Here is a 21,934-nt window from a genome sequence, read left to right on the forward strand (position 1 = left end):
GGTCGGGCGGGCGTCACGCCGAGCCAATCAGAAATCGCTCGCGATTCTTGCCGACGATCCATTTGGGCGGCTTGCCGCGCCCGCTCCATGTATTGCCCGACTTCGGGTCCTGATATTTCGCCGGCAGCGGCGTCTTCTTGGGCGGGCGGCCGCGCTTGGCGGCGACCGCGAAACCGAGATCCTGCGCGGTCAGACCGTATTCGGCGATCTTTTGGCGGATGTCGGCGACGACATTGTCGATTTCCGTGCGTCGCGCTTCTTCTGCCTGTGCCTGCAATTTGGCAATCTGCGCCTTGAGGTCTGCATATTGAGACATTCGGTTCTCCCCTTTTCTAGAACTCATTCGACCGCAGACTAGCTGCAATTATAAAAATTCGCAATGGCGACTAATACCGGTTTAGCGAATTTTCCTCTGATAATTATTAAAGAGTGTGAATTGTAAAACCTGCGCTTTATCTCGTAATAGTTTATAAATTCTGTGCGGATTGACAATCTTTGACACTCGATTTGGCGCTGTCTGCCTAGAATTGCGCGCTCAAGGTACGTACTCGCCCTTTTCGATGCGTGCTTCTGAAGTACCCATTCTTTTTAGGATCACCAAACATGCAGTTGTCAAAGCGCCTCGTTGCCGAATTGCTCGGCACCTTCTGGCTCGTGCTCGGAGGCTGCGGCAGCGCGGTCCTCGCCGCCAACTTCGCCGGGCCGGTTCACGGATTGGGCATCGGCTTCGTCGGCGTGTCGCTGGCCTTCGGCCTGACCGTGCTGACGATGGCTTTTGCGATCGGCCACATTTCGCGCTGCCACCTGAATCCGGCGGTGAGCGTCGGACTGGCCGTCGCCGGCCGATTTCCGGTGCGCGATCTTCTGCCCTATGTCGTCGCGCAGGTGGTCGGCGCGGTGCTCGGCGCATTCGTGCTGTCGCTGATCGCGTCGGGCAAGCCTGGCTTCGACCTCGTCGCGAGCGGCTTCGCGACGAACGGTTACGGCGAGCAATCGCCGGGTCACTACTCGCTCGCCGCTGCCTTCATTTGCGAAGTGGTAATGACTGGCTTCTTCCTGTTCGTGATTCTCGGCGCGACCGACCGCCGCGCGCCGGCCGGCTTCGCGCCCATCGCGATCGGCCTGTGCCTGACGCTGATCCATCTGGTCTCGATTCCTGTCACCAACACGTCGGTCAATCCGGCGCGCTCGACGGGCCCGGCGCTATTCGTCGGCGGCGTGGCGATCGATCAGCTGTGGCTGTTCTGGGTTGCGCCGATCATCGGTGCGGTGATCGCGGGTGTCGTCTATCCGCTGATCGCTGAGGATCGCAGCAGCGATGCGCGCAAGCTGGCGCTCGACTGACGGCCAGTTCGACGCCCCGGTCTCGCGATCGTCGCGTAGCCGGCATGAATGGGCGCCTCGGCGCCCATTATTCATTGCGCTCGCCAATGCGATATGAATGCCGCGCCGGCCGCGTGCCGGTGGGCACCGCTGCTAGAATCGGGCGACTTCCCAGCCTCGCACAGGTGCTTTCGATGAACCGTTTCCGCGGATTCCTGCATGGCGTCGCACTGTCGCTCGGCGGCGTGTGCGCGAGCACGATGGCGTTGCCGGCCGCGTCCGCGGCGACGAACACGGCGACCGTCGTTGCGACCGCGGTCCCCGTCGTTGCCGCGGCGGGCGGCAATATCGAAACCCTCGTATTCGTTCGACACGGCGAGAAACCCGCGCAGGGGTACGGCCAGCTAGACTGCCAGGGGCTCAACCGTGCGCTCGCGTTGCCGGCCGTGATCGCCGCCAAATTCGGCAAACCCGATGCGATCTACGCGCCCGACCCCGCCCAGCAAAAAGACGACGGCGGTCATCCGTACTATTACGTGCGCCCGCTCGCGACGATCGAACCGACCGCGATTCAATTCCAGATGCCGGTCCAAACACCGTACGGTTTTGCGCAGATCGACCTGCTCGGCAACGCGCTCGTCGACCCGGCCAATCGCGGCAAGCTGATCGTCGTTGCCTGGGAGCACAAGCTGATCGAGAAGCTGTTGCGGCAGATGTTGAGCGCGCATGGCGGTCGCGCGGCCGACGTGCCGAAATGGCAAAGCGACGACTTCGACAGCATTTACATCGTCCGACTCGACTGGCAGAACGGCACGCCGCGCGCGAGCTTCAAACACGATCGCGAAGGGCTCGACGGGCGGGCAACCGATTGCCCTTGCGCGGCCTTGCCGGGAGTGTCGACATCTTCGGCAGGGGCGGCCTCTTCCGCAACTTCGGCCGCTTCGGCGCCCGCGGCGGATTAATTGAGCAACACAGATGTAAGCCGTGTTTACGTGCGCTGGCGCGGCAAGCGGCGAGCGTGCGCGACCAGCCGCCTGCCGGCTTGAATTGATCCGCCGCAAAGCCCCGTGCGGCGCGGCTGCAAGCGAAGTAAGGTATTTGCGCGCAACGTCCGCGCGAGCGTTTTTTCTAGCTTCGATGACTTCGACGATGCTTGCAGTCCGTAACATCTGGTCGCAGTCCAGCCCACCTCGAGTGCGTACATTGGCCCTGTGCGACAAACCTACGTCGCCTCACAGGAGAGACCAACATGAAACGCATCGTCACTCACTTGCTGGTTGCTGCCGGACTCGCGGCGGGCGCATGCGGCGTCGCGCAAGCGCATACGGATCTGAGCGTCGGCCTATCGCTCGGTGCCCCGGTTTATGCCGCGCCCGCGCGCGTCTACGCGGCGCCGGAGCCGGTGTACTACGGCGGCTGGGATCATCGCTACCCGCGCGGCGACTACTACCGCGACTATCACCGCGATGACCGGGGCTGGGGTCACGACAACCGTCGCTGGGGTCATGACAATCGAGGCGAGCACCGCGGCTGGCGGGATTGACGAGCGCTAGCGGAGCGCACGCTGCGCGCTTCGCGAGCAACTGTTGCGGCCCGCATCCACGCGAGTGGATGCGGGCCGCTTTCAATCGCAGTGACTACGGTTCAAGATGCCAGTTCGTCGTTGAGCGCAAACAGTTTGCGCAGATGATGCGCAACACCCGCCTCGAAATTGTTGCCGATGCGCGGCACATGCGGCAGACGGGTGATCAGATCGGGATTGGCGTTGTTCATCATGAATGGATGGCCGGCCGTCTCGAGCAGATCGATATCGTTCATGTTGTCGCCGAACGCGACGCAGTGCGACGCGTCGACACCGAGACGCTCGAGCACGATCTGCAGGGCGCGCCCCTTCGACACATTCGCGGTCATCACTTCGAGACAATCCGGCAATGAATACGTCACGTACAGTCGTTCGCCGAAGTCGCGTTCCAGATTGGCGGCCACCTGCGCGAGATCGGCGGGATCGCCGATATACAGCGCCTTGGCAATGTCGACGCCATCGTGCTTCGGCAGGTGGGTCACTTCGTACGTGAAGCCGGAATCCTGGTGAAATTCCAGCAGATGGGGCGCGTCGCGGTCGATGAGCCACGCCTCGTCTGCAAACAGACTGACGATCACTCGACCATGCGCGCCGACAATTTCGGGCTGCACGAGACGCTGGACGATCGCCGGCGGCAAATCGTCGGCGTGGATCACCGTGTTGTCAGGCGCGTGAATGCGCGCGCCGTTCGACGTGATCAGATACGGATTGATGCCGAGCAGATCGCGGATGCCCGCGACGTCGCAGTAATGCCGCCCGGTGGCGATCACGAACTGCAGCCCGTCGCTTTCGAGCTTGCGCACCGTGGCGACCGTGAACGGGTCTACCTGGTGATCGGCGTTGAGCAGTGTGCCGTCGAGATCCGTGGCGATGACTTTATACATGGTGAGTCCGGCGGCTGAACCGTCGAGGCAGCGTCAAAGCGGGTATTTTACAGGTCTCCTCGAGCCAGCCGCTGCGCCTCGCGCCGCGCCAGTTGCAAGCCGCCATGCGCCGAATCCGCCCGCGGCTCGCGCAGGCGCGCCTGATACGCCTGCGGCACGTACTCGCGCAACGGCATACCAAGGCCTCCGCATAACGCGACCGGCAGCGCGTCCGTCGCGTCCAGCGCGGCGATCATCTTGCCGACTTCGACGCCGGCCTCGCCGAGCAGCCGCGCCGCGAACGGATGTGCGCGGTGTTCGATCGCGATCGGCGCGAGCCGCGCGTAGGCAGTCTGATTGGCCGTGCACAGCCACACGACGAGACTGTCGCGATCCCGCGCGCCGGTATGCGCTAGCAGCGCTTGCGTGAGATCGTCGACGGCAACGCGGCCATCCAGCGCCTGTTGCGCGTGCACGATCAGCCGGAGGCCGAGCCACGCGCCGCTCGCTTCGTCGCCCGATGGAAAGCCGTAGCCGCTGGCCATGCGGAATTCGCCGTCGCTCGCGAGCGAAGCCGCGACGCTGCCGGTGCCGAGTGCGACGATCACGCCGGGCGCGCCGTCGTGCGCGCCGAGCAGGGTCGTGTAGGCGTCGGTTTCGACGGCCAGTCCGGCGAGCCGCGGCGCCTGCTGGTGAAACTCGGCGAGCCAGTCGCGATTGTTGACGCCCGCCAGTCCGCAACCGAGCACGCAACGCGACCAGTCCAGCGCGACTCCGGCTCGCTGGAACGCTTCGCCGCAGGCGGCCTGAATGGACTGCCATGCGCGCGGGATGCCGAGCCCAAGGCCCGATGGGCCGCTTGCCGCTTGCGCCAGTTCGCGGCCCTGCGCGTCGCCGAGCACGACGCGCGTGCCGGTGCCGCCGCCGTCGACGCCGATCAGAAAGAAGTCGTGGTTCATCGAATCGAATCAGTTCCGTGGGTGAATAACGCTTAGCGTGGCAGGTCAGTTTGAATCGCGCAATTAGCCGATTGGCCAGCTTGCGGCGTACACCGCTTCCGCTATGCTGGCGAACGACATGACCACGCGGGGGCACGACAGTGACACAACGATGCAACTGGGTATCGAGCGAAGCGCTCGCACAGTACCACGACACCGAATGGGGTGTGCCCTCGCGCGACGACCAGCACCTGTTCGAGATGCTCGTGCTCGAAGGCGCGCAGGCCGGTTTGTCATGGTCGACGATCCTCAACAAGCGCATCGGCTACCGCCGTGCATTCGCCGACTTCGACATCGACAAGGTCGCGGCCTTCACGCTGAAGCACGTGGATGCGCTCGTCGCCGATGAAAGCATCGTTCGACATCGCGGCAAAATCGAGGCGGCCATCCTGAACGCGCGCGCTGTGCAGCAGATTCAGGCCGAACATGGCTCGCTCGCGAACTTCGTGTGGTCATTCGTCGACGACACGCCGATTCAGAACGAATGGGCTTCGTATAAGCATGCACCTGCGTCGACGGAAGTATCGGACGCGCTAAGCAAGGCGCTCAAGCGCTACGGCTGCAAATTTGTCGGTTCGACGATCTGCTACGCATTCATGCAGGCGGTCGGCATGGTCAACGATCATGAGACGACCTGCATGTGTCGTGAGCGATGCGTGTCGCTGGGCAAGAAGGGGCGTGGTCGGAAGGCGAGGTGACGCCACGGCGTCCGCGGGAGGCGCAAACGCGTGAATTGGCGCCCTTTCATGCGCGTAGTCGGCCCTTCGTCGGACGACGCACGGCGGATACTCGTCGCCATGCGCTCACGCGATGCGCGCTCAACAACAAATAACTACCGCCTCGGACGCGGGAGACCAACCATGAAAACACTTAGCTTCCTGACCCACCAGGACATTTACGATCAGTCCGTCACGCATCTGTTCGAACAGAAACGCGCTGCGTTGCTACCGAGGGGCGGCGGCGCCTACCGCGGCTATTGCGGCGGCTGCCCGGTCGGCAACCTCCCGCTTACATGGATGTCGGCTTGGCCGCGCTGAAAAAAGCGCTGCTTCGCGCCCGCATGAACGTATACGACCCGGTGACCATCGCTTTGCTCAGTTGCCTGCAAAACGTGCACGACGTGTTCGGCACATGGGAGTGGCACGACCGGCTGGGCTCGATCGCGCGCGAGTTCGGGCTGTCGGCCGAACGGCTGAGGAGCGCGGCGTAACGGCTGCACGCAGGGGCAAAATCCGACGCTGTAAAAGCAAAACGGCGATGTGGCTTCTTTCGAAGCTCACACCGCCGTTCGGCGTATGTAAAAAGCGTGCTTAGTGCAGCTTTTTCGGCAGCATCTGGCTGCGCAGACGCTTGTGCAGGCGCTTAACAGCTGCTGCCTTCTTGCGCTTGCGAGCCGTGGTCGGCTTTTCGTACGACTGGCGTTCACGCAGTTCAGCGATCAGGCCATTCTTTTCGATTGCGCGACGAAAGCGGCGAATTGCCACTTCGAACGGCTCGTTTTCCTTCAGAAGAATCGTCGTCATGTAATTCCTAACTCAATCACTAGATACGGGTTTAATTGCATGGCGGTAACCGCTCAGGTCACCACTCACGCGCCGGCCCTCCGGTCGCTCCGATTCATGGCCAGTAACAGGCAAACGCGAGGCTGATAAACAACCCCGGCCAAACCACGAATGAAGCGAGAGGCAAAGCGGCCACGGAGGCCGGAAAAGAGAGGTGGGGAGTTCACCGCGGAACGCGGACAGACGTAATGCAAAAGCCGCGTCTGTTGCCGTTTCGCCAACCTTTCATCAACCAAGAACACTGACGAAACAGGCAAAGATCTCAATTCACTCCCGATCATATCAGGAAACTCGCCATCCTACCAGGGGTTCACCGATTGCGCCAGGCTATTCCCTGGCGCGGATCGCCCCCGCGTTGGCGGCCGAGGTGTTCGCCTTATCAGGCGCTCGCTTCGTCCAGCTCACGAATATCGTCGGCGGCGAGGGACAGCTGGACGGCCGCGACCAGGCTCTTCAACTGCTGGACCGAGGTTGCGCTCGCAATAGGGGCCGTAACGCTCGGGCGCGCGATCAGCCATGCAAGCGCGATCGCGGCCGGCGTGCTGCCGTGCCGTTGCGCGACGCGGTCGAGCGCGCCGAGAATCCGCAAGCCGCGCCCGTTCAGGTATCTTTCGACCCGGCTCCCGCGCGCCTTGCCGGCCAGATCGGCCTCGCTGCGGTATTTGCCTGACAGGAACCCGCTCGCGAGGCTGTAATAGACGACCACGCCGAGATGATTCGCGAGCGCCACCGGCTCGCTGTCGCTCTCGTATTGCGCGCGGTCGTACAGGTTGTATTCGGGCTGCAGCAACTGATACCCGGGCAGCCCGTGCTCGCGCGATACCGCGAGCGCTTCCTCGACGCGCGCGCCAGTATAGTTAGACGCGCCGATCACGCGCACCTTGCCCGCCTCGATCAGCTTCTGATACGCACCGAGCGTTTCGGCGAGCGGCGTCGCGGTGTCGTCGTCGTGGGAGAAATAGACGTCGATGTAATCGGTTTGCAGGCGGCGCAGCGAGTCTTCGACCGCCGCCTGGATATTTGCGGCCGATAGCCCCTTGCGCTGCGGATGCTTCGACACCTTGGTCGCAAGCACGATCCGCTCGCGCTTGCCGCTCTGACGGAACCACTTGCCGAGGATCGTCTCCGACTCGCCGCCCTGGTTGCCGGGCACCCAGGCCGAGTAGACATCGGCGGTGTCGATGAAATTGAGTCCGGCTTCAACGAAAGCGTCGAGGATCGAGAAAGAGGTGGCTTCATCGGCCGTCCAGCCGAATACGTTGCCGCCGAACATGAGCGGGGCGACCTGCAACGAGGAAGTGCCGATCCTGCGTAGTTCCATGATGGCTCCAGGTATGAGTGGGCGAACGCAATGCGGGAAATGGCCGGGCAAACCCGGGACCGTTGAGCATACGCCGCCTCGCACTACGTTGCAGCCCCGGACACGAAGGCTACGCCGCACGCCTCGCGCTTGAACGCGGTCGATGCGTGGCGCAAAAGATGGCGCAATAGTTTGCGCACGTCTCAAGTTTATTCAGAACAACCACCGGCGCGATGATCTATAGGGTCAGGACAACTCGGCCAATACGACGACGCAAACGACCGGCACGTACACAGACGTCTCGGTAATTGTGGCCGGCTCCGTCTTGAGCGTCCCGATCTCGAGTACGCCCGAAGGACGGCGAGGCGTTCAGCGTGACGCCCGCCGATAGTCTGTCGCCTGAACTATCGCTCTACCCCACGTGCCCGCAACAAAGCTTTAGTTGACCGACCAGGCGCAATGGTCACTTCAGGAACGTCGACCATGCCTGGTGTTCGCGGTAGTACTGATCCTCCGCAGCATCCAGTCCGTTGTCCTTGTACCAGGGCAGATGCCTGCACGTGTACCGTCCACCGAAACGCACCGCAGCCAGATGAGTTTCGCGGCGGAAGTACCGCTTGTTGTAGACCGCAAAGGTCGTATCGATCGGCGCGCGAAAGATCGGGTCACCGTTGGCGGTCGCCGCGATCTGCTGTTGCCAGAAGCGTGCTTCCCAGTCGATCAGCCCATAGTTCTTCACGCCGTCCGACTGCATGATGGAGAGTGCTTTCTCGTCCATCAGCGCGGGTTGCGAGATGTCGAGAGCAAAGCCGGCCTTGCCGATTTTCAAAGCTTCCGTGGCGTCTATCAGGTCGAACAGGAAAGTATCGGGCAACTCGGGATTCAGTTCGAGATCGGGATCGGTAATGCAGAAAATGTCCGGCAGCCGGTGATAGATGACGTCTGAAAGCGTGAACGCGCGCGGCCCGACATTGTGGTCGAGCCGTGCGACGCTCACCGTATCCTGGATGCTGGCGAGGTAGTCGAGCATACCGGGGGCGCTCGATGCGTTGTCCACGACGATGAGATTGCGCAATCCTCTGCCTTGGAGCTGCGACACCATCCGGCGCAGATATGTGACGTTGTTAAAGGTCGGGATCAGAACCGGCACGTTGGCGATCAGGGCGCCGACTGGATGCCGGTATTGCCGGCTATCCGCCCTGAGCGCTGCCAGCTCGCTCGCTGGCTCAGCCCGGTTGACCGGCGCGATGCGCTCAAGATCGCTCACGTATTGTGAGACTCGGCTCAGTTCCTGGCGGATATTCCTGTCGTTCGGCAGCAGGGTATCGGCCTTGCGCAAAGGCTCCAGTGCCTCAAAGGGTTTCCCTTGCTGCCGCAGCGACGTCGCCAGCATGTGCCATGCCTTGCCGATTTCTGGCAAGAGCGTGGTGAACTGGCGGGCTACAGCTTCGGCCTCGGCAAACTGCTGCTTGTCGAGCAGGAGCGTGAGCGTATCGACGAATTCACCGGCCAGCGTGGCGCGCTGCTCGGGCGACAGGCCTGCTGGGCTGTCCCCGGCGGTGTGCGCATTGCTGACATGCGCCAGAACCTCGAAATGCTCAGGCTCCAGTCCGTCGCACCACCGCTGCCACATGGTGCGAAACGCGCGCGAGGCGGCGTTGGAGATCGCGCCGGCGTCGGTCAGGACCGACTGTCTGCAATACTCGCGCAGCTCGCCGCGCACTACCGCGAGCGCTTCGGGGTCGGCGGCCAGCGCGGCGCACTTGCGCACGAAGTCGTCCTTGTCCTGCGCAACGAAGGCTGAGTCGAGCCCGAGGTGCGAGAGCCACCCCGTGCTGCCGCGGCTCGCCATCGAAACGCCGGGCAGCGTCATGGTGGGCACGCCCATCCACAATGCTTGCATGGTCGTGGTCGAATTGCCGAAGGGCAACGTGTCGAGACAGACGTCGATCAGATTGTGCTGCTGCAGGTAAGTCGAGACATTCCCGCGCTGCAGAAAACTGATACGGCTCAAGTCGATCCCTTCGCTCGCGAACAGCCCGGTCAGCTTGTCCATCTGCTCCCGTGCCGTAATCGCGCCGATGACCATGCGCGAATCCGGTACCTCGCGCAGCACGCGTGCCCAGAGCGCCACGACTTCAGGCCCGATCTTGACGATGCGGCTGAAGCTGCCGAACGTGATGAAGCCGTTTTTCAGGGCAGGTAACTCGTTGACGTCCGGCGCTTGCGGGTGCGGCTTGAACGGCGCGAGCGCCGGCAGGAACACGAGCTTTTCCGAGAACTGGCGCTCGAATTGTTCGAGCGGCGTGACAAAACGGTCCGACAGGTAATAGTCGACGGCGTCCAGCCCCGTCGTGGCCGGATTGCCGATCCAGCTCGCCTGGACCGGCGCCGGCTTGTGCGCGAAGGCCACGAGCCGGTTGCGGCCGGTATGGCCGGACAGGTCGATGAGGATATCGATGCCGTCGTCGCGGATCTTCTGCACGACTGCGTCGTCGCTCATGCCGAAGATTTCGCTCCACGTCTGCGCATGCGCACGAATCTGCTCGGTGAAGCCGTCGGTCACCGCGTAGTTCGAATAGATGTGCAGTGACAGACTCGAATCGAGCGCCAGATGCTCTAGCACCGACAGGAAGAAATACGCAACCGGGTGACCGAGCAGATCGCCGGAAACAAAACCGACTCGCAGGCGCCGCGACGGATCGCGGTCATTGGTGTGCCGGGGCCGACGCGCACGCAGCGGCGCTTCGTGGCGCGCTGCAAACTCGCGGAACTCCGCGAATGCGCTGAGCGCATCGAGGTCCGGCTTGTGCATCAGGTTGAACAGCAGGTTGCTGTGGGTTATCGCCTGCATCGGTGCCAGTTTTAGCGCACGGCGGAAAGCGGTTTCGGCTTCGTCGTACAGACCATGCTTGAGTAGCGAGAGGGCAAGCGCGTCCCACTCGAGGGCGTCGTTCGGCGCCAGTTCCACGGCACGGCGGAGATGGACGATCCCCTCGGCGTACCGGCCCATCTCCTCTAAGGCGGTACCCAGGTTGCGATGTAGCGCGGCGCTTTCGGGATATTTTTCCAGCGCCTGCCGGCAATGCGCTTCGGCTTGCTTATATTGGCGGGTGGTAATCAGCCCGTCAGTCAGCATCGTCCGGGCGGCAATGAAGTTGGGCAGCAGGCGGGCGGCGTGCTCGGCTGCCTCGACGGACTCGTTGTAGCGGCCCGTGCGTTGCAGGACACGCCCAAGTTCGTACCAGCATTCGCCATGCGACGGATATTGCTGCGTCAGGCGGCGGGACACATTCAGCGCCGCTTCGAATTTCCCGCTGTTGAAGAGATGCTGGAGCTGGCGCATCTCCTTGAGGCTTGCGCGGCGCGTATCGAGCTTCACGCGCTCGTCCGGATCGGATGCCGCAGGGGGGCGCGAGTCGCTCCCGCTCGCATCAGCCTGGGGAGCGGGAGCGGTCGCAGCCTCGGGCTCCGGCGTGGCCGGGAGCGGCGCTTCTTCCCCATTGATGCGCGCGTGCAGCATCTGGACGGCCGCCTCGGGCAGGCCTTGATGCCGCGCGAGGTCGAGCACGACGCGCGCCGCCTCGGTCTGCTGGCTGGCGACGAGGGCGTTGATGTAGTAGACCCAGATCTGCCCATTTTTCGGCATCTGCCCAAGCGCCGCCTCGAAATGCGGCACTGCTTCGGAGGGCCGCCCCGTTTGCACGAGCAGCACGCCGAGGTGGTAGTGCGCGTCGGGGTGATCGCTCGCGGCCTCCAGGACGGAGGCATAGCGCGCGGCCGCCTCGTCATATTCCTGCTGGCGATGATGTTCGATCGCGCTCTGCATGGTGAGCGCGATGTCGTGATTCTGCTGCAATTTGGCAGCAGGTGTGGCGGTGCAGAGGAAGGCGGTCATGACGAAGGCGCGCGTACGCGTCAAGAACTCGGAACGTTCGAATTATGGGCGGCGGCCAATTACGCCGATCGTCCGAGCTAGCGCCAAAACGGCCGCCAATTTGCCTTCGATGAACTCTCAGGGCAAAGAAACGGAAAAGAAAAAGCCCGCACAAGGCGGGCCAGAGTACGCCATTGCGCCGCGAAGGACGCAATGAACCGTTGCTCCTGCTTCAGTACCGCGCCATGCTCAAATACTGCCCGGCGTTGCGGCTCGCCTGCATGCTCGCCTGATACTCGGCGCCCAGCACCTGCTGCGCGGCCTGCGCGGCCTCGACGATGCGGCTGTCGATCTCGTGGATCTCCTTGAGCCGCACGATGACCTCCTGCGGCTGGGGCGCGCCGAGCGCCGTCAGGAGGGGCGAGCGCTCGTCCGCGAGCTGCGCGGCCCGCTCCCACTCGCCAACAGCGACCGCCAGTTCGAGGTCTTTCGTTATCTGCCAGATGCGCTCGATCGGGGCGACGTTCTGCATGGCTCGCTCCTCGTCGCGCTCAGCTCTTGTTCGTGGCGAGCGCGCCTGCGCTGTTGGTGCCACCGAACAGTTGCGTGAGGTATTGCGAGTTGTTGTTCATCGTTGCCATCAGTGTGTTGAGCGCTGTGAACTGCGCGGTATACATACTGGTGAGCTGAGCCTGCCACGCTGTCAGCGTCGTCTGCTGGTTCGAGAGGCTAGTCAGGTCGGCGTTGATCGCGTCCGTACGGTTTTGAATGATGCCGCCGGACGAGGTGTAGTTTGTGATGCTGTCGTCCAGTTGCGCGGCGATGCCGTTGGTCGAATTGAACAGCGAGGCTACAACCGACTGGTTGTTCTGCAACGCATTGCTGAGCGTCGTGTCGTCCACCGACAGCGTGCCGTCCGCCTGGAGCGTAACGCCGATCGCGGCAAGCGTCGTCTGCGAGGTGCCGCTGCCCACGCCGCCGCTCACGATCTTGGCGAGCTGGTTCTGGATCGTGCTCAACGTGGAATCGCCGATTAGCACGCCCTGCGACGTCGAGTTCGCGTTGTACGCCGTCAGCGCCCCCATCGTCGTGACGAGCGTGTTGTAGAGGCTGACGAAATTGTTGATCGCCGAGGACTCCGCGCTGGTGTTCTGCGCGATCGTGAGCGTCTGCGTGGTGCCGACCGCCGCTGCCGTGAGGTTCAGCGTCACGCCGGACACGGCCGTCGTCACGGAGTTCGAGGAGCTGGTTACGCCCACGCCGCCGAGCGTGAAGTACGCATCCTGGGCGGCCTGCGTCTGGGTCCAGCCTGTGCCGGTAATGGTCGACTGGCTGGGGTTGTAGGTCTCCGGGTTGCCGTTGCTATCGAGAACCGGGTTGCCACTGCTATCCAGAACTTGAGCGGTGAGGTCGCTCGCGCTGGAGATCGCCTTGCCGTTGATGGTCGTCACCGCGAGCTTGTTCAGGTCGTCGGTCGAGCTCGAATCGTTGATCGCGATGCTGATGCCGCTCGACGCGCCGGTCGAGGTCGATTGCAGCACGAGATGCGCGCCGTCCGCGCCGGTCACCACGGTCGCGACCACGCCGGGATTGTCGTTGGCCGAATTGATCGCCGATGCAATGCCGGCAATCGTGCTGTTCGAGCTATTCAGGGAAATCGTGCTGGTGTTGCCGTTGACCGTCAGGGCCATCGTGGCCGCACCGGAAGCCAGGTTTTTGGTCGAGCTGTAGCCCGCCGAGGTGAGCACTTGCGACGTGGCGACCTGCGCCACATTGAGCGAGTACGAACCTGCCACAGCGCCCGTGCTGGCTGTGGCGGTAACGCCGCTGCCGCTCAAGGTGGACGAGAACGAGTTGAGCGTCGCACCGTCGCTGAGCGGCTCGGCGGCGGCCTGCAACGCGGACAGTGCCGCGGAGAGCGTGCCGTAGGCCGAGATCAGCGTGTTGTCCGCAGTCTGCTCGGCAGCGATGGTCGCGGCCTGGCCGGCAGACTTCGAGTTGACGAGCGCAGTAACGAGCGAACTTGTGTCCATCGACGAATTGGTCGAGCCGCTAATGATCGACTGGGCGGCTGCCTGCACCGTGGCGTTGGCGTCGGCTGTCGTGGTGGCGACTGCACTCGCGATCGCGCTGGTGGTGGATCCGGTTACGGTGGTCGATCCGGTTACGGTGGACATGAGGAGGCTCCGTGCGTCGGCAATGCCGGTTAAAGCGATTTAACAAGCGGGGTAACGCGGGAAAAGACAATCGGGAGGCAAGCCTCCCGACGGGTTTGCGTCCGGCGCGCATCGAGCCGCGCGCCGGCTGCCTGCAGCGGGAAGCGCCTTACTGGAGGAGCTTCAGGATCTGCTGCGGCTGCGAGTTCGCTTGTGCCAGCACCGAGATACCGGCTTGTTGCAGAACCTGTGCCTTGCTCAGGTTAGCCGTTTCTTGTGCGAAGTCGGCGTCCTGGATCGACGATTGTGCGGTCGACAGGTCGGTCGACTGAGCTTGCTGCGTCGTGCCGATTGCGCTGAAGCGGTTTTGTGCCGCGCCGAGCGTTGCTTGCAGGTTGTTGACAGCGTTCAGCGCGTTGTCGATGGTCAGCATTGCTGCCGAAGCGCCGTCCTTGGTCGAGATGTCGATCTGCGAAACCGTGTTCGACTGGCTCAGCTTGTCGATGGTCGCGCCCATTGCGTCTGTAGTCTTGCCCGCAGCATCGAGATTCGGGTTATCGCCGGCCACTTGATTCGCGGTCGCGATAGCGCCCGTTACCGCTTCGACGTCGGTCGACATAGCCGCACCGGTTTCGCCAGTCAGCGTGGTATTGCCGTTGCTGTCCGTACCAATAGTACCGCCTTGGAAGACTGCGGTAGCAACAGCGTTAGTCAAGGCCTTCCCGTTCTGGTCCGTGAGCGTGAAGCCGCCCTTACCGTCGGCAATCACGTTGATCTGCGAGACAGTAGCGTTCTCGCTGCCGTTCGTATTAAGCGTCCACGTCTGCGAAGCATCACCTGCTGCAGCCGGAAGCGCGGCGCCACCGGTCACTTCGCCCGCGGGGGCATTCGAGAAGGCCGTGATCGTCGAAGCATCGGTGATGGCGTTACCGTTCTGGTCCGTGTACGAGACCGAATTCGTAGCGTTGTCCCACGAAGCCGTAACCGACGTGATACCCGCAGCCGCAGCCGCAGCGCCGTTGCTATCCAGCGAGACCGAGAACGAGCCGAGCGTGTTGCCCGATGCCGGAACGCCGCCGCCAATCGAAGCAGCGGACATCGACTGCGAGAGATTCAGCGAGATCGACTGACCGACGTTTGCGCCGACCTGGAACGACACGTTGCCCAACGAGCCGTCGAGGACGTTCATGCCGTTGTACGTCGTTTGCGACGCGATACGGTTGATTTCCGAGACTTGCTGGTTCACTTCCTGTTGAAGTGCAGCACGGTCGTTGTCGGTCATCGAACCGTTAGCTGCTTGCGTAGCAAGCTGGCGGATACGCTGGAGCGACGAAGTCAGCGACGACAGACCCGACGATGCCGTTTGCACCATCGACGTACCGTCGTTCGAGTTCGACACACCCTGGTTCAGACCGTTGATCTGGGTCTGCATGATGTTCGAGATCGCAAGACCTGCTGCGTCGTCTGCTGCGCTGTTGATGCGCTTGCCCGACGACAGCCGCGTGATCGCTTGCGACAGTGCGCTACCCGAGCCGGTCAGGTTTTGTTGCGCGACGAGCGAGTTGGTGTTGGTGTTGATTCCGAGCATTGAGATTCTCCTGATGGGGCTATCGGCCCAGTAACGGCAGCGGGTTCGTTGGCCTGCCGCCTTGTTTGTGATTACGACCCCACCTGGAAAAACTTTAGCTACCTTGTTGATGCGACCCTCTGGGCTGACGCCCTTGCCTCGCCCGCGTGCAGTGGGGAGGCGCTTTTCAAGATGGGGGACGCCAGGCTTCGTCCTTCGGCGGCTTAAGGCTCGCAGGCGTCGAAGCCACTTCGCGTCGCAATGCTGATCGAGCATCCGATCGCCCTTGATCTGCACCCGGCCTTACGGCTCCGAAAGACAAAGCGCGCGCAGCACGTCATCGGTCGAATTGAACCGAGCTGCCAGCTCAATTCGGGCCGCCGCCGCGCGTGCGCATGCCTTAAGCTGCGAATCCACAGCCCCTCTACGACGACCGTGACCGCTACGAGCCCACTTGCCCCCACGCGCCAGCACATTCTGAGCGAAGCCACTGCCCTCGGCGCCACCGGGCAGTTCGCCGACGCACTGGCGCTGCTTGCACCGCTCGTCGGCGCGAAGGCCACGCCCGAGGACGCGGAGCACGCCGATGCGCTCAACCTCGCGGCCATGTGCGCCACGGGTGTGGGCCAGCCCGCGCGGGCGCAAGCTCTATGGTTGCGCTGCATTCAAGCGAAGCCGGATTTCGCCGACGCGTATCTGGGGCTCGGAGCGATGCTCGCGACCCTCAATCAGCTTGCCGAAGCGGAAGCAGTTTACGGGCGGCTTGCCGCGATACGCCCCGATGACGCCGATGTGCACAGCAATCGCGGGATCGTGCTGCACCGTCTCGGACGGCATGACGCGGCCCAGGCCGCGTACGGGGTGGCGCTCGCACTTCGCCCGGACCACGTCGACGCGAACTACAACCTCGGCATCGTGCTTCATGAACAGCGCCGCCTCGACGAAGCGGAGGCGGCCTATCGCACAGCGCTCGCCGTGAATCCGCAATTTGCCAAGGCGAACAACAACCTCGGCAATCTGTTGCGCGATCGCGGCCGGATCGAAGAGGCTGAAGAAGCGTATCGGCAGGCGCTGCTCGCGCACCCGCAATATCCCGAGGCACTGAACAACCTGGGGGCGCTTTATAGGGCGCTCGGCCGGCTCCGGGAAGCCGAGCTGGCTTGCCGCCTCGCGCTTCAGATCCGCCCCGCCTACGCGGACGCGCTCAACAATCTCGGCTGTGTGCTCACCGAACTCAAGCGCCTGCCCGAGGCGGAGAGCGCCTACCGGCAGACGCTCGCGTTGCGCCCCGCCTTCGCCGAGGCGCACTACAACCTCGGCTGCGTCCTGCACGCACTGGACCAACTGGTCGATGCCGAATGCGCGTATCGCGAGGCGCTTCGGCTCGCGCCGAACCGCGTCGAAGCGGCCAATAACCTGGGTTGCACGCTGCTTGCGCAAGCGCGCCTGCCCGAGGCACTCGCGGCGTTTCGCCACGCGCTCACGTTGCGCGCCGACATCGCCGAAACACACTTCAACATCGGCAGCATCGTGAGAGAGCTCGGCGACCCGGAGCAAGCCGAAGCCGCCTACCGCCGCGCGCTCGCGCTGCGCCCCGACTACGGCGACGCGAAGTTCCGTCTCGCCACGCTGCTCATCGGCATGGGCCGCTTCGAAGAAGGCTTTCTCCTCTACGAATGCCGCTACGAGATGGCTGGGTTCGCGCATCACTCCACGCAGTCGATGCTGAGGTGTCCGCGCTGGCGAGGCGAGCCGCTCGCCGGCAAATCACTCCTCGTTTGGCAGGAGGATGGACTCGGCGACATGCTGCAGTTCGGGCGTTATCTGCGCCTGTTGAAGGCTCAGGGCGCCGCGCACGTCGCGTTTGCCTGTATGGCACCGCTACAACGCCTGTTCGCCGATGTCGATGGAGTCGACGCGGTGCTCAGTCATGACGAAGCCTCGGCGCGCGCCGGCGATTTCGATTGCTGGATCAGCGCCCTCAGCGCACCGCTGTATCTGGGCACAAGGCTCGACACGATTCCGCCTCCCCTGCGCATCACCCTGGCCCCGTCGCGCGTCGAGCATTGGCGCGCGCGCCTTGCTGTGCTGGGCGCGGGACACCGGGTGGGTCTCGTCTGGAAGGGCAACCCGAAACACCACAACGACGTGCACCGTTCGCTACCGTTGCTCAACACACTGGCGCCGCTCTGGAGCCTGCCGGGCGTGAAGTTCGTGAGCCTGCAAAAGGGCGCGGGGGAAGACGAAGCGCTGTCATTCCCTGCGAGCCTCCCGATCCTGCCTCTCGGCGCAGATCTCGAAGACTTCACCGACACGGCTGCGGTCATCTCGCAACTCGATCTGCTGATCTGTGTGGACACTTCGACAGCACATCTGGCAGCCTCGCTCGGCAAACCATGCTGGGTGCTCTTGCCGGCACGCGACGTGGACTGGCGGTGGATGCACGGCCGTGACGACTCGCCGTGGTATCCCAATACGGTTCGCCTGTTCAGGCGAGGGCTGGATGAACCGTGGCCCGCGGTCGCGGAGCGCGTGCGACAGGTTTGCGCTGCGTGGTTCGGCGTGTGATATCAACGCCGCGCTTGCGCTGAAGTGAGGCTAGTCACACATGCTGCGAAACACCACGGCAGCGATCATAGGCGCGCAGAGCACGAGCAGCACCAAGGCATCGAGCAGGCGAACCAGGCGGTGTCGCAGATGGGCCAGATGACGCAGCGGAACGCGGCGGCGGCCAGTTCGTTGCACGACCATGCCGGTCAACTGGTTCAGCAGGCCTCGGATTTCAGGGTGGCTTGAAGCGGCTTCCGGGTTCGCGCAGAAAGTTTTCCGGTCGTCGGCGTTGCTGGGGCGTGATGAGACCGGCAACTGATGCAGGAAGCACGCCATGTTGGAGCGCAAGACGTTGGTTCTGACGCCACGACAAAAAACTAAAGGCCCCAGGCTTTCGCCAAAGGGCCTTGTTTTATCGGGTTTTCTGCGAACCCGGCATCATGTCTAATCCTGGTGCGCCCGGCTGGGATCGAACCAGCAACCCCTGCCTTCGGAGGGCAGTACTCTATCCATTGAGCTACGGGCGCTTCACCACAAAACTGCGGGGAATCTACGCGAAAGCGCGCCAACCAGAACGGACGCGACGCCAACGCGAGAGACCGCAAGGATACCCGGTTTCGGCCGAACCGTCCACAGGACGGCTTCCGACGCCCATCCCAGCGTCTTCCCCGACTCCTGCCATCGTCCATGCCGATCCGGGTAAACGCCGGCTGAACACCGTCCTGGCCCCCTCGCCGCCGCCGAAAGCTTGCGTCTATAATCGTCCGTGGCTGATAAAGAACAAGAAGTTGCCGTCGCGCTGTACCGCTCACACACCCACGGAGACGAGACAAGCATGAGCGAAGCACCACACGGAGCCCCGATCAAAACCCCAGCACAGCTTATCGCCGCGGTCATCGCCGGGTTTGCTGTGCCGATCGTCATCATCGTTCTGCTCGCCGTCTACGTCGATAATTCGACGCGCACCGGCGCCGGCACCGACTCTCTCTCCGAAGCCGAAGTCACCTCCCGCATCCATCCGATCGCCCAAGTCGAGATCCGCGACGCCAACGCACCGCGCGTCTACAAGACGGGCGAGGAAGTCTACAAGGCGGTCTGCTCGGCGTGTCACGCGTCGGGTGCCGCAGGCGCGCCGAAATTCACCAACACCGCAGACTGGGCGCCGCGCATCGCGCAGGGCTTCGACACGCTGTGGCACACCGCCCTGTCCGGCAAGGGCGCCATGCCGCCGCGCGGCGGCACGAGCCCCGACGACTACAGTGACTTCGAGATCGCGCGCGCGGTCGTCTATATGGCGAACAATTCGGGCGCGAGCTTCCCCGAGCCGGCGCAGCCGGCGGCGGGCGCGGCCGCGGCATCCGGTGCGGCAGCGGCATCCGGTGCAGCAGGTGCATCGGATGCGGGCGCGGCCCAGGCCGCCGCGGCGCTGGCCGCAATGGCCAGCGTGCCGCAGACTCCCGCCCCGGCAGCAGGTGGCGCGCAAAGCGCGGACGCCTCGCAGGCCGGCAAGGCGCTGTATCAGTCGGTATGCCAGGCCTGTCACGCGGCCGGCGTGCTGAACGCGCCGAAGTTCGGCGACAAGGAAGCATGGGCGCCGCGCCTGAAGGACCCGATGGACACCGTCTACAACTACGCGCTGCACGGCAAGGGCGCGATGCCGCCGAAGGGCGGCTCGAACGCATCGGATGCGGACGTGAAGGCCGCGGTCGACTATATGGTCAGCGCGGTGAAGTAAAGCACACGGCATCGGTCGTCGCTGAAATGAAAAATCCCTGCATGCGCTAACGCGATGCAGGGATTTTTTATGTGCAATCGCAAGCAACCGCACCTGGTGGGCACTTGCCGTCCCGCCCGCTCACGACTTCTGCAACAACGCCTTCAGGCTCGCGAGCCGGTCCTTCGGCGACATCGGCGCTTCTTCCGGTGTCGGCGGCGGCGCATCGTCGAGCAGCATTTCGTTGATGAAGCGCGACGCCTCGCAGACGACCGTCTCCCGCGCCCGCTTGCGCTTCTTGCACCAGTTCAGATGCAGGCTGCGCTGCGCGCGCGTGATCGCGACGTACATCAGCCGGCGTTCCTCCTCGATGCGCGCGTCGTCGATCGGCTCGTCGTCCGCGCCGCCCCGATGCGGCATGATGCCTTCCTCGACGCCGACCAGGAACACGTGCGGATACTCGAGCCCCTTCGACGCATGCACGGTCGACAGCCGCACCGCATCCGGATCTTCCTCGCGGCCTTCGAGCATCGACATCAGCGCGACCGTCTGGATCAGCCCGAGCAGGTTCTTGCCGGTGTCGCCGAAGCCGTCGGCGGTGTCGTAGCCGGTCGCTTCGCTGCCGCTGCCGTGCTCCGGCTCTTCCTTCGTGCCCTTGCGCTTGAGCCACTCGATGAACTCCAGCACGTTCTGCCACTTCGCCTGCGCCTGGCGTTCGTCGAACGCGTCGTACAGATACGCTTCGTAGTGGATCGCCTCCATCAGCTCATTGAGTAGCGTGCCCGCCGCGTCCTTCTCCGCGCGGTCGGTCAGGCGCTGCATGAAGTCGCAGAACGCGCGCATCGGCTCGATCTGACGCGGCGACAGACGCGCCTCGATGCCGCCCATGTAGACCGCCTCGAACAGCGACACCTTCGCCTGACCCGCGAACGCGCCGAGCGCCTCCAGCGTCGTATTGCCGACGCCGCGACGCGGTGTCGTGATCGCGCGGATGAACGCGGGATCGTCGTTCGCGTTGGCGATCAGACGCAGGTACGCGCAGATGTCCTTGATCTCGGCCTTATCGAAGAACGACTGGCCGCCCGACAGCACGTACGGAATCCGTTCGCGGCGCAGCACCTGCTCGAAGATGCGCGCCTGGAAGTTGCCGCGATAGAGGATCGCGTAGTCGCGGAAATTCGCGCGCCGCTCGAACTTGTGCGCGGACAGCCGAAACACGACGGACTCCGCCTCGTGCTCCTCGTCGTTGCAGCCCGTCACCGTGATCGTGTCGCCCATGCCGTGCTCGGACCACAGCTTCTTCTCGAACAGCTTCGGATTGTTCGCGATCACGTTGTTCGCGGCGCTCAGGATGCGCACCGTCGAGCGGTAATTCTGCTCGAGCTTGATCAGGTGCAGGTTCGGGAAATCCTTGCCGAGCTGGCCGAGGTTTTCGAGGGTCGCGCCGCGCCAGCCGTAGATCGCCTGATCGTCGTCGCCGACCGCCGTGAACGCCGCGCGCTTGCCGGCCAGGAGCTTCACCAGTTCGTACTGGCACGCGTTGGTGTCCTGATACTCGTCGATCAGCAGATAGCGCAGCTTGTTCTGCCAGCGGTCGCGCACCTGCTCGTTGCTCGCGAACAGTTCGGCGGGCAGGCGGATCAGATCGTCGAAATCGACCGCCTGGTAAGCGTGCAGCGTCGCCACGTAGTTGCGATAGACGATCGCCGCCTGATGCTCGTCCTCGGTCGAGACGGTCGCGATCGCCTGCTCGGGCATGATCAGGCCATTCTTCCACAGCGAGATGATCGACTGGATCTTGCGGATGAAGCCCTTGTCCGTCGAGCCGACCTGCTCCTGAATCATGCCGAAGCAGTCGTCGGAATCCATGATCGAGAACTGCGGCTTCAGGCCGACATGCTCCGCCTCCTGACGCAAAATCTGCACGCCGAGCGAGTGGAACGTACACACCGTCAGCTGGTTCACGGGCACTTTGCGGCCTTCCTTGCCGGGTGCGCTCAGCGTCTTGCCTTCGAGCAGCTTGCCCACGCGCTCGCGCATCTCCGCCGCGGCCTTGTTCGTGAACGTGACGGCGGCGATGTGGCGTGGCTCGAAGCCCTTCGCTTCGATCAGGTGCGCGATTTTCTGCGTGATCACGCGCGTCTTGCCGCTGCCGGCGCCGGCGAGCACGAGACAGGGGCCGTCGAGATAACGGACCGCTTCACTTTGAGCGGGGTTCAGGCCTGCGGACATCGTTTGTGGATGGGTAATACGGTTGAGGGCCGCTGAGGTCGGACCGGCGGGTGGCGCCGGCCGAAGGCCCGGGGCATGCTGCGCGGCGCAATGCGCGCGAGAGGTGCGATGTTAACATGGCCACTGCGATGGCCACTGCGATGGCCACTGCGATGACCACCGCGATGGCCACCGCGATGGGCGCCCTCGTTGGATGCCTCGATGGTTCGG

17 protein-coding genes, 1 tRNA gene and 1 pseudogene are annotated in these 21,934 nt (G+C 63.6%); 7 read left to right on the plus strand and 12 right to left on the minus strand.

From position 1 onward, the window contains the following. Positions 1-13: 13 nt before the first annotated feature. Positions 14-316 (minus strand): H-NS family nucleoid-associated regulatory protein, encoded by a 303-nt coding sequence (locus OKW37_RS03725; protein WP_013090908.1) that lies wholly within the window; start codon positions 314-316, stop codon positions 14-16. Between the two features lie 287 nt (positions 317-603). On the opposite strand from OKW37_RS03725, the gene aqpZ reads away from it, so the two are divergent. From aqpZ to OKW37_RS03740, 3 genes are all read left to right on the plus strand, one after another. Continuing rightward, positions 604-1,344, plus strand: coding sequence for an aquaporin Z (gene aqpZ / locus OKW37_RS03730; RefSeq protein ID WP_429408005.1), 741 nt, complete (start codon positions 604-606; stop codon positions 1,342-1,344). Positions 1,345-1,517: 173 nt separating this feature from the next. Then, complete coding sequence (locus OKW37_RS03735) at positions 1,518-2,285, plus strand: histidine phosphatase family protein (protein WP_429408003.1); 768 nt, start codon at positions 1,518-1,520, stop codon at positions 2,283-2,285. Between the two features lie 287 nt (positions 2,286-2,572). After that, positions 2,573-2,866: a PXPV repeat protein gene (locus OKW37_RS03740; RefSeq protein WP_018418797.1), complete on the plus strand. Its 294-nt coding sequence runs from the start codon at positions 2,573-2,575 to the stop codon at positions 2,864-2,866. Positions 2,867-2,967: 101 nt separating this feature from the next. Here the strand turns inward: OKW37_RS03740 and OKW37_RS03745 are convergent, their stop codons facing one another. Further along, positions 2,968-3,789 (minus strand): Cof-type HAD-IIB family hydrolase, encoded by an 822-nt coding sequence (locus tag OKW37_RS03745; protein WP_184065998.1) that lies wholly within the window; start codon positions 3,787-3,789, stop codon positions 2,968-2,970. Between the two features lie 47 nt (positions 3,790-3,836). After that, positions 3,837-4,727, minus strand: coding sequence for a BadF/BadG/BcrA/BcrD ATPase family protein (locus OKW37_RS03750; RefSeq protein WP_429408001.1), 891 nt, complete (start codon positions 4,725-4,727; stop codon positions 3,837-3,839). A 140-nt stretch (positions 4,728-4,867) separates the two neighbouring features. On the opposite strand from OKW37_RS03750, the gene OKW37_RS03755 reads away from it, so the two are divergent. Together OKW37_RS03755 and OKW37_RS03760 are read left to right on the plus strand one after the other, a co-directional pair. Next, positions 4,868-5,464, plus strand: coding sequence for a DNA-3-methyladenine glycosylase I (locus tag OKW37_RS03755; protein ID WP_429407999.1), 597 nt, complete (start codon positions 4,868-4,870; stop codon positions 5,462-5,464). Positions 5,465-5,626: 162 nt separating this feature from the next. Next, positions 5,627-5,976: pseudogene (locus tag OKW37_RS03760) on the plus strand (hypothetical protein). Between the two features lie 100 nt (positions 5,977-6,076). On the opposite strand, the gene rpsU reads toward OKW37_RS03760, so the two are convergent. The 6 genes from rpsU to OKW37_RS03790 form a co-directional block, all read right to left on the minus strand. Next, positions 6,077-6,289 carry a 30S ribosomal protein S21 gene (rpsU, locus tag OKW37_RS03765; RefSeq protein ID WP_006050883.1) on the minus strand — a complete coding sequence of 71 codons (213 nt, stop codon included), beginning with the start codon at positions 6,287-6,289 and terminating at the stop codon, positions 6,077-6,079. Positions 6,290-6,707: 418 nt separating this feature from the next. After that, the gene (locus tag OKW37_RS03770; RefSeq protein WP_429407997.1) at positions 6,708-7,649 is read right to left on the minus strand and encodes an aldo/keto reductase; all 942 of its coding nucleotides are present in this window, start codon (positions 7,647-7,649) and stop codon (positions 6,708-6,710) included. Positions 7,650-8,091: 442 nt separating this feature from the next. Continuing rightward, positions 8,092-11,526, minus strand: a complete 3,435-nt coding sequence (locus OKW37_RS03775) for a tetratricopeptide repeat protein (RefSeq protein WP_429407995.1) — start codon at positions 11,524-11,526, stop codon at positions 8,092-8,094. A gap of 211 nt (positions 11,527-11,737) precedes the next feature. After that, complete coding sequence (locus OKW37_RS03780; RefSeq protein ID WP_184051749.1) at positions 11,738-12,037, minus strand: flagellar protein FliT; 300 nt, start codon at positions 12,035-12,037, stop codon at positions 11,738-11,740. 19 nt (positions 12,038-12,056) lie between these two features. Further along, positions 12,057-13,682, minus strand: coding sequence for a flagellar filament capping protein FliD (gene fliD / locus OKW37_RS03785; RefSeq protein WP_429407992.1), 1,626 nt, complete (start codon positions 13,680-13,682; stop codon positions 12,057-12,059). 148 nt (positions 13,683-13,830) lie between these two features. After that, positions 13,831-15,249 carry a flagellin gene (locus OKW37_RS03790; RefSeq protein ID WP_429407990.1) on the minus strand — a complete coding sequence of 473 codons (1,419 nt, stop codon included), beginning with the start codon at positions 15,247-15,249 and terminating at the stop codon, positions 13,831-13,833. Positions 15,250-15,663: 414 nt separating this feature from the next. Here OKW37_RS03790 and OKW37_RS03795 point away from each other — a divergent pair, with 414 nt between their 5' ends. Then, positions 15,664-17,796 (plus strand): tetratricopeptide repeat protein, encoded by a 2,133-nt coding sequence (locus tag OKW37_RS03795; RefSeq protein ID WP_429407988.1) that lies wholly within the window; start codon positions 15,664-15,666, stop codon positions 17,794-17,796. A 30-nt stretch (positions 17,797-17,826) separates the two neighbouring features. On the opposite strand, the gene OKW37_RS03800 is transcribed toward OKW37_RS03795, so the two are convergent. Continuing rightward, a complete protein-coding gene (locus OKW37_RS03800) occupies positions 17,827-18,126 on the minus strand; it encodes a hypothetical protein (RefSeq protein ID WP_429407986.1) in 300 nt (99 codons plus the stop codon). Between the two features lie 103 nt (positions 18,127-18,229). Beyond that, positions 18,230-18,305: transfer RNA gene (locus OKW37_RS03805), tRNA-Arg, on the minus strand. Between the two features lie 308 nt (positions 18,306-18,613). Between OKW37_RS03805 and OKW37_RS03810 the strand changes: the two genes are divergently transcribed. Then, entirely contained in the window at positions 18,614-19,513 is a 900-nt protein-coding gene (locus OKW37_RS03810; protein ID WP_429407984.1) for a c-type cytochrome, read from the plus strand. Between the two features lie 120 nt (positions 19,514-19,633). Here OKW37_RS03810 and OKW37_RS03815 read toward each other — a convergent pair whose 3' ends face one another. Beyond that, positions 19,634-21,724 (minus strand): UvrD-helicase domain-containing protein, encoded by a 2,091-nt coding sequence (locus OKW37_RS03815; RefSeq protein WP_429407982.1) that lies wholly within the window; start codon positions 21,722-21,724, stop codon positions 19,634-19,636. Positions 21,725-21,934: the final 210 nt, after the last annotated feature.

It is taken from the genome of Paraburkholderia sp. MM5482-R2, from assembly GCF_050436125.1.
GTDB classification, from domain to species: Bacteria; Pseudomonadota; Gammaproteobacteria; order Burkholderiales; family Burkholderiaceae; genus Paraburkholderia; species Paraburkholderia tuberum.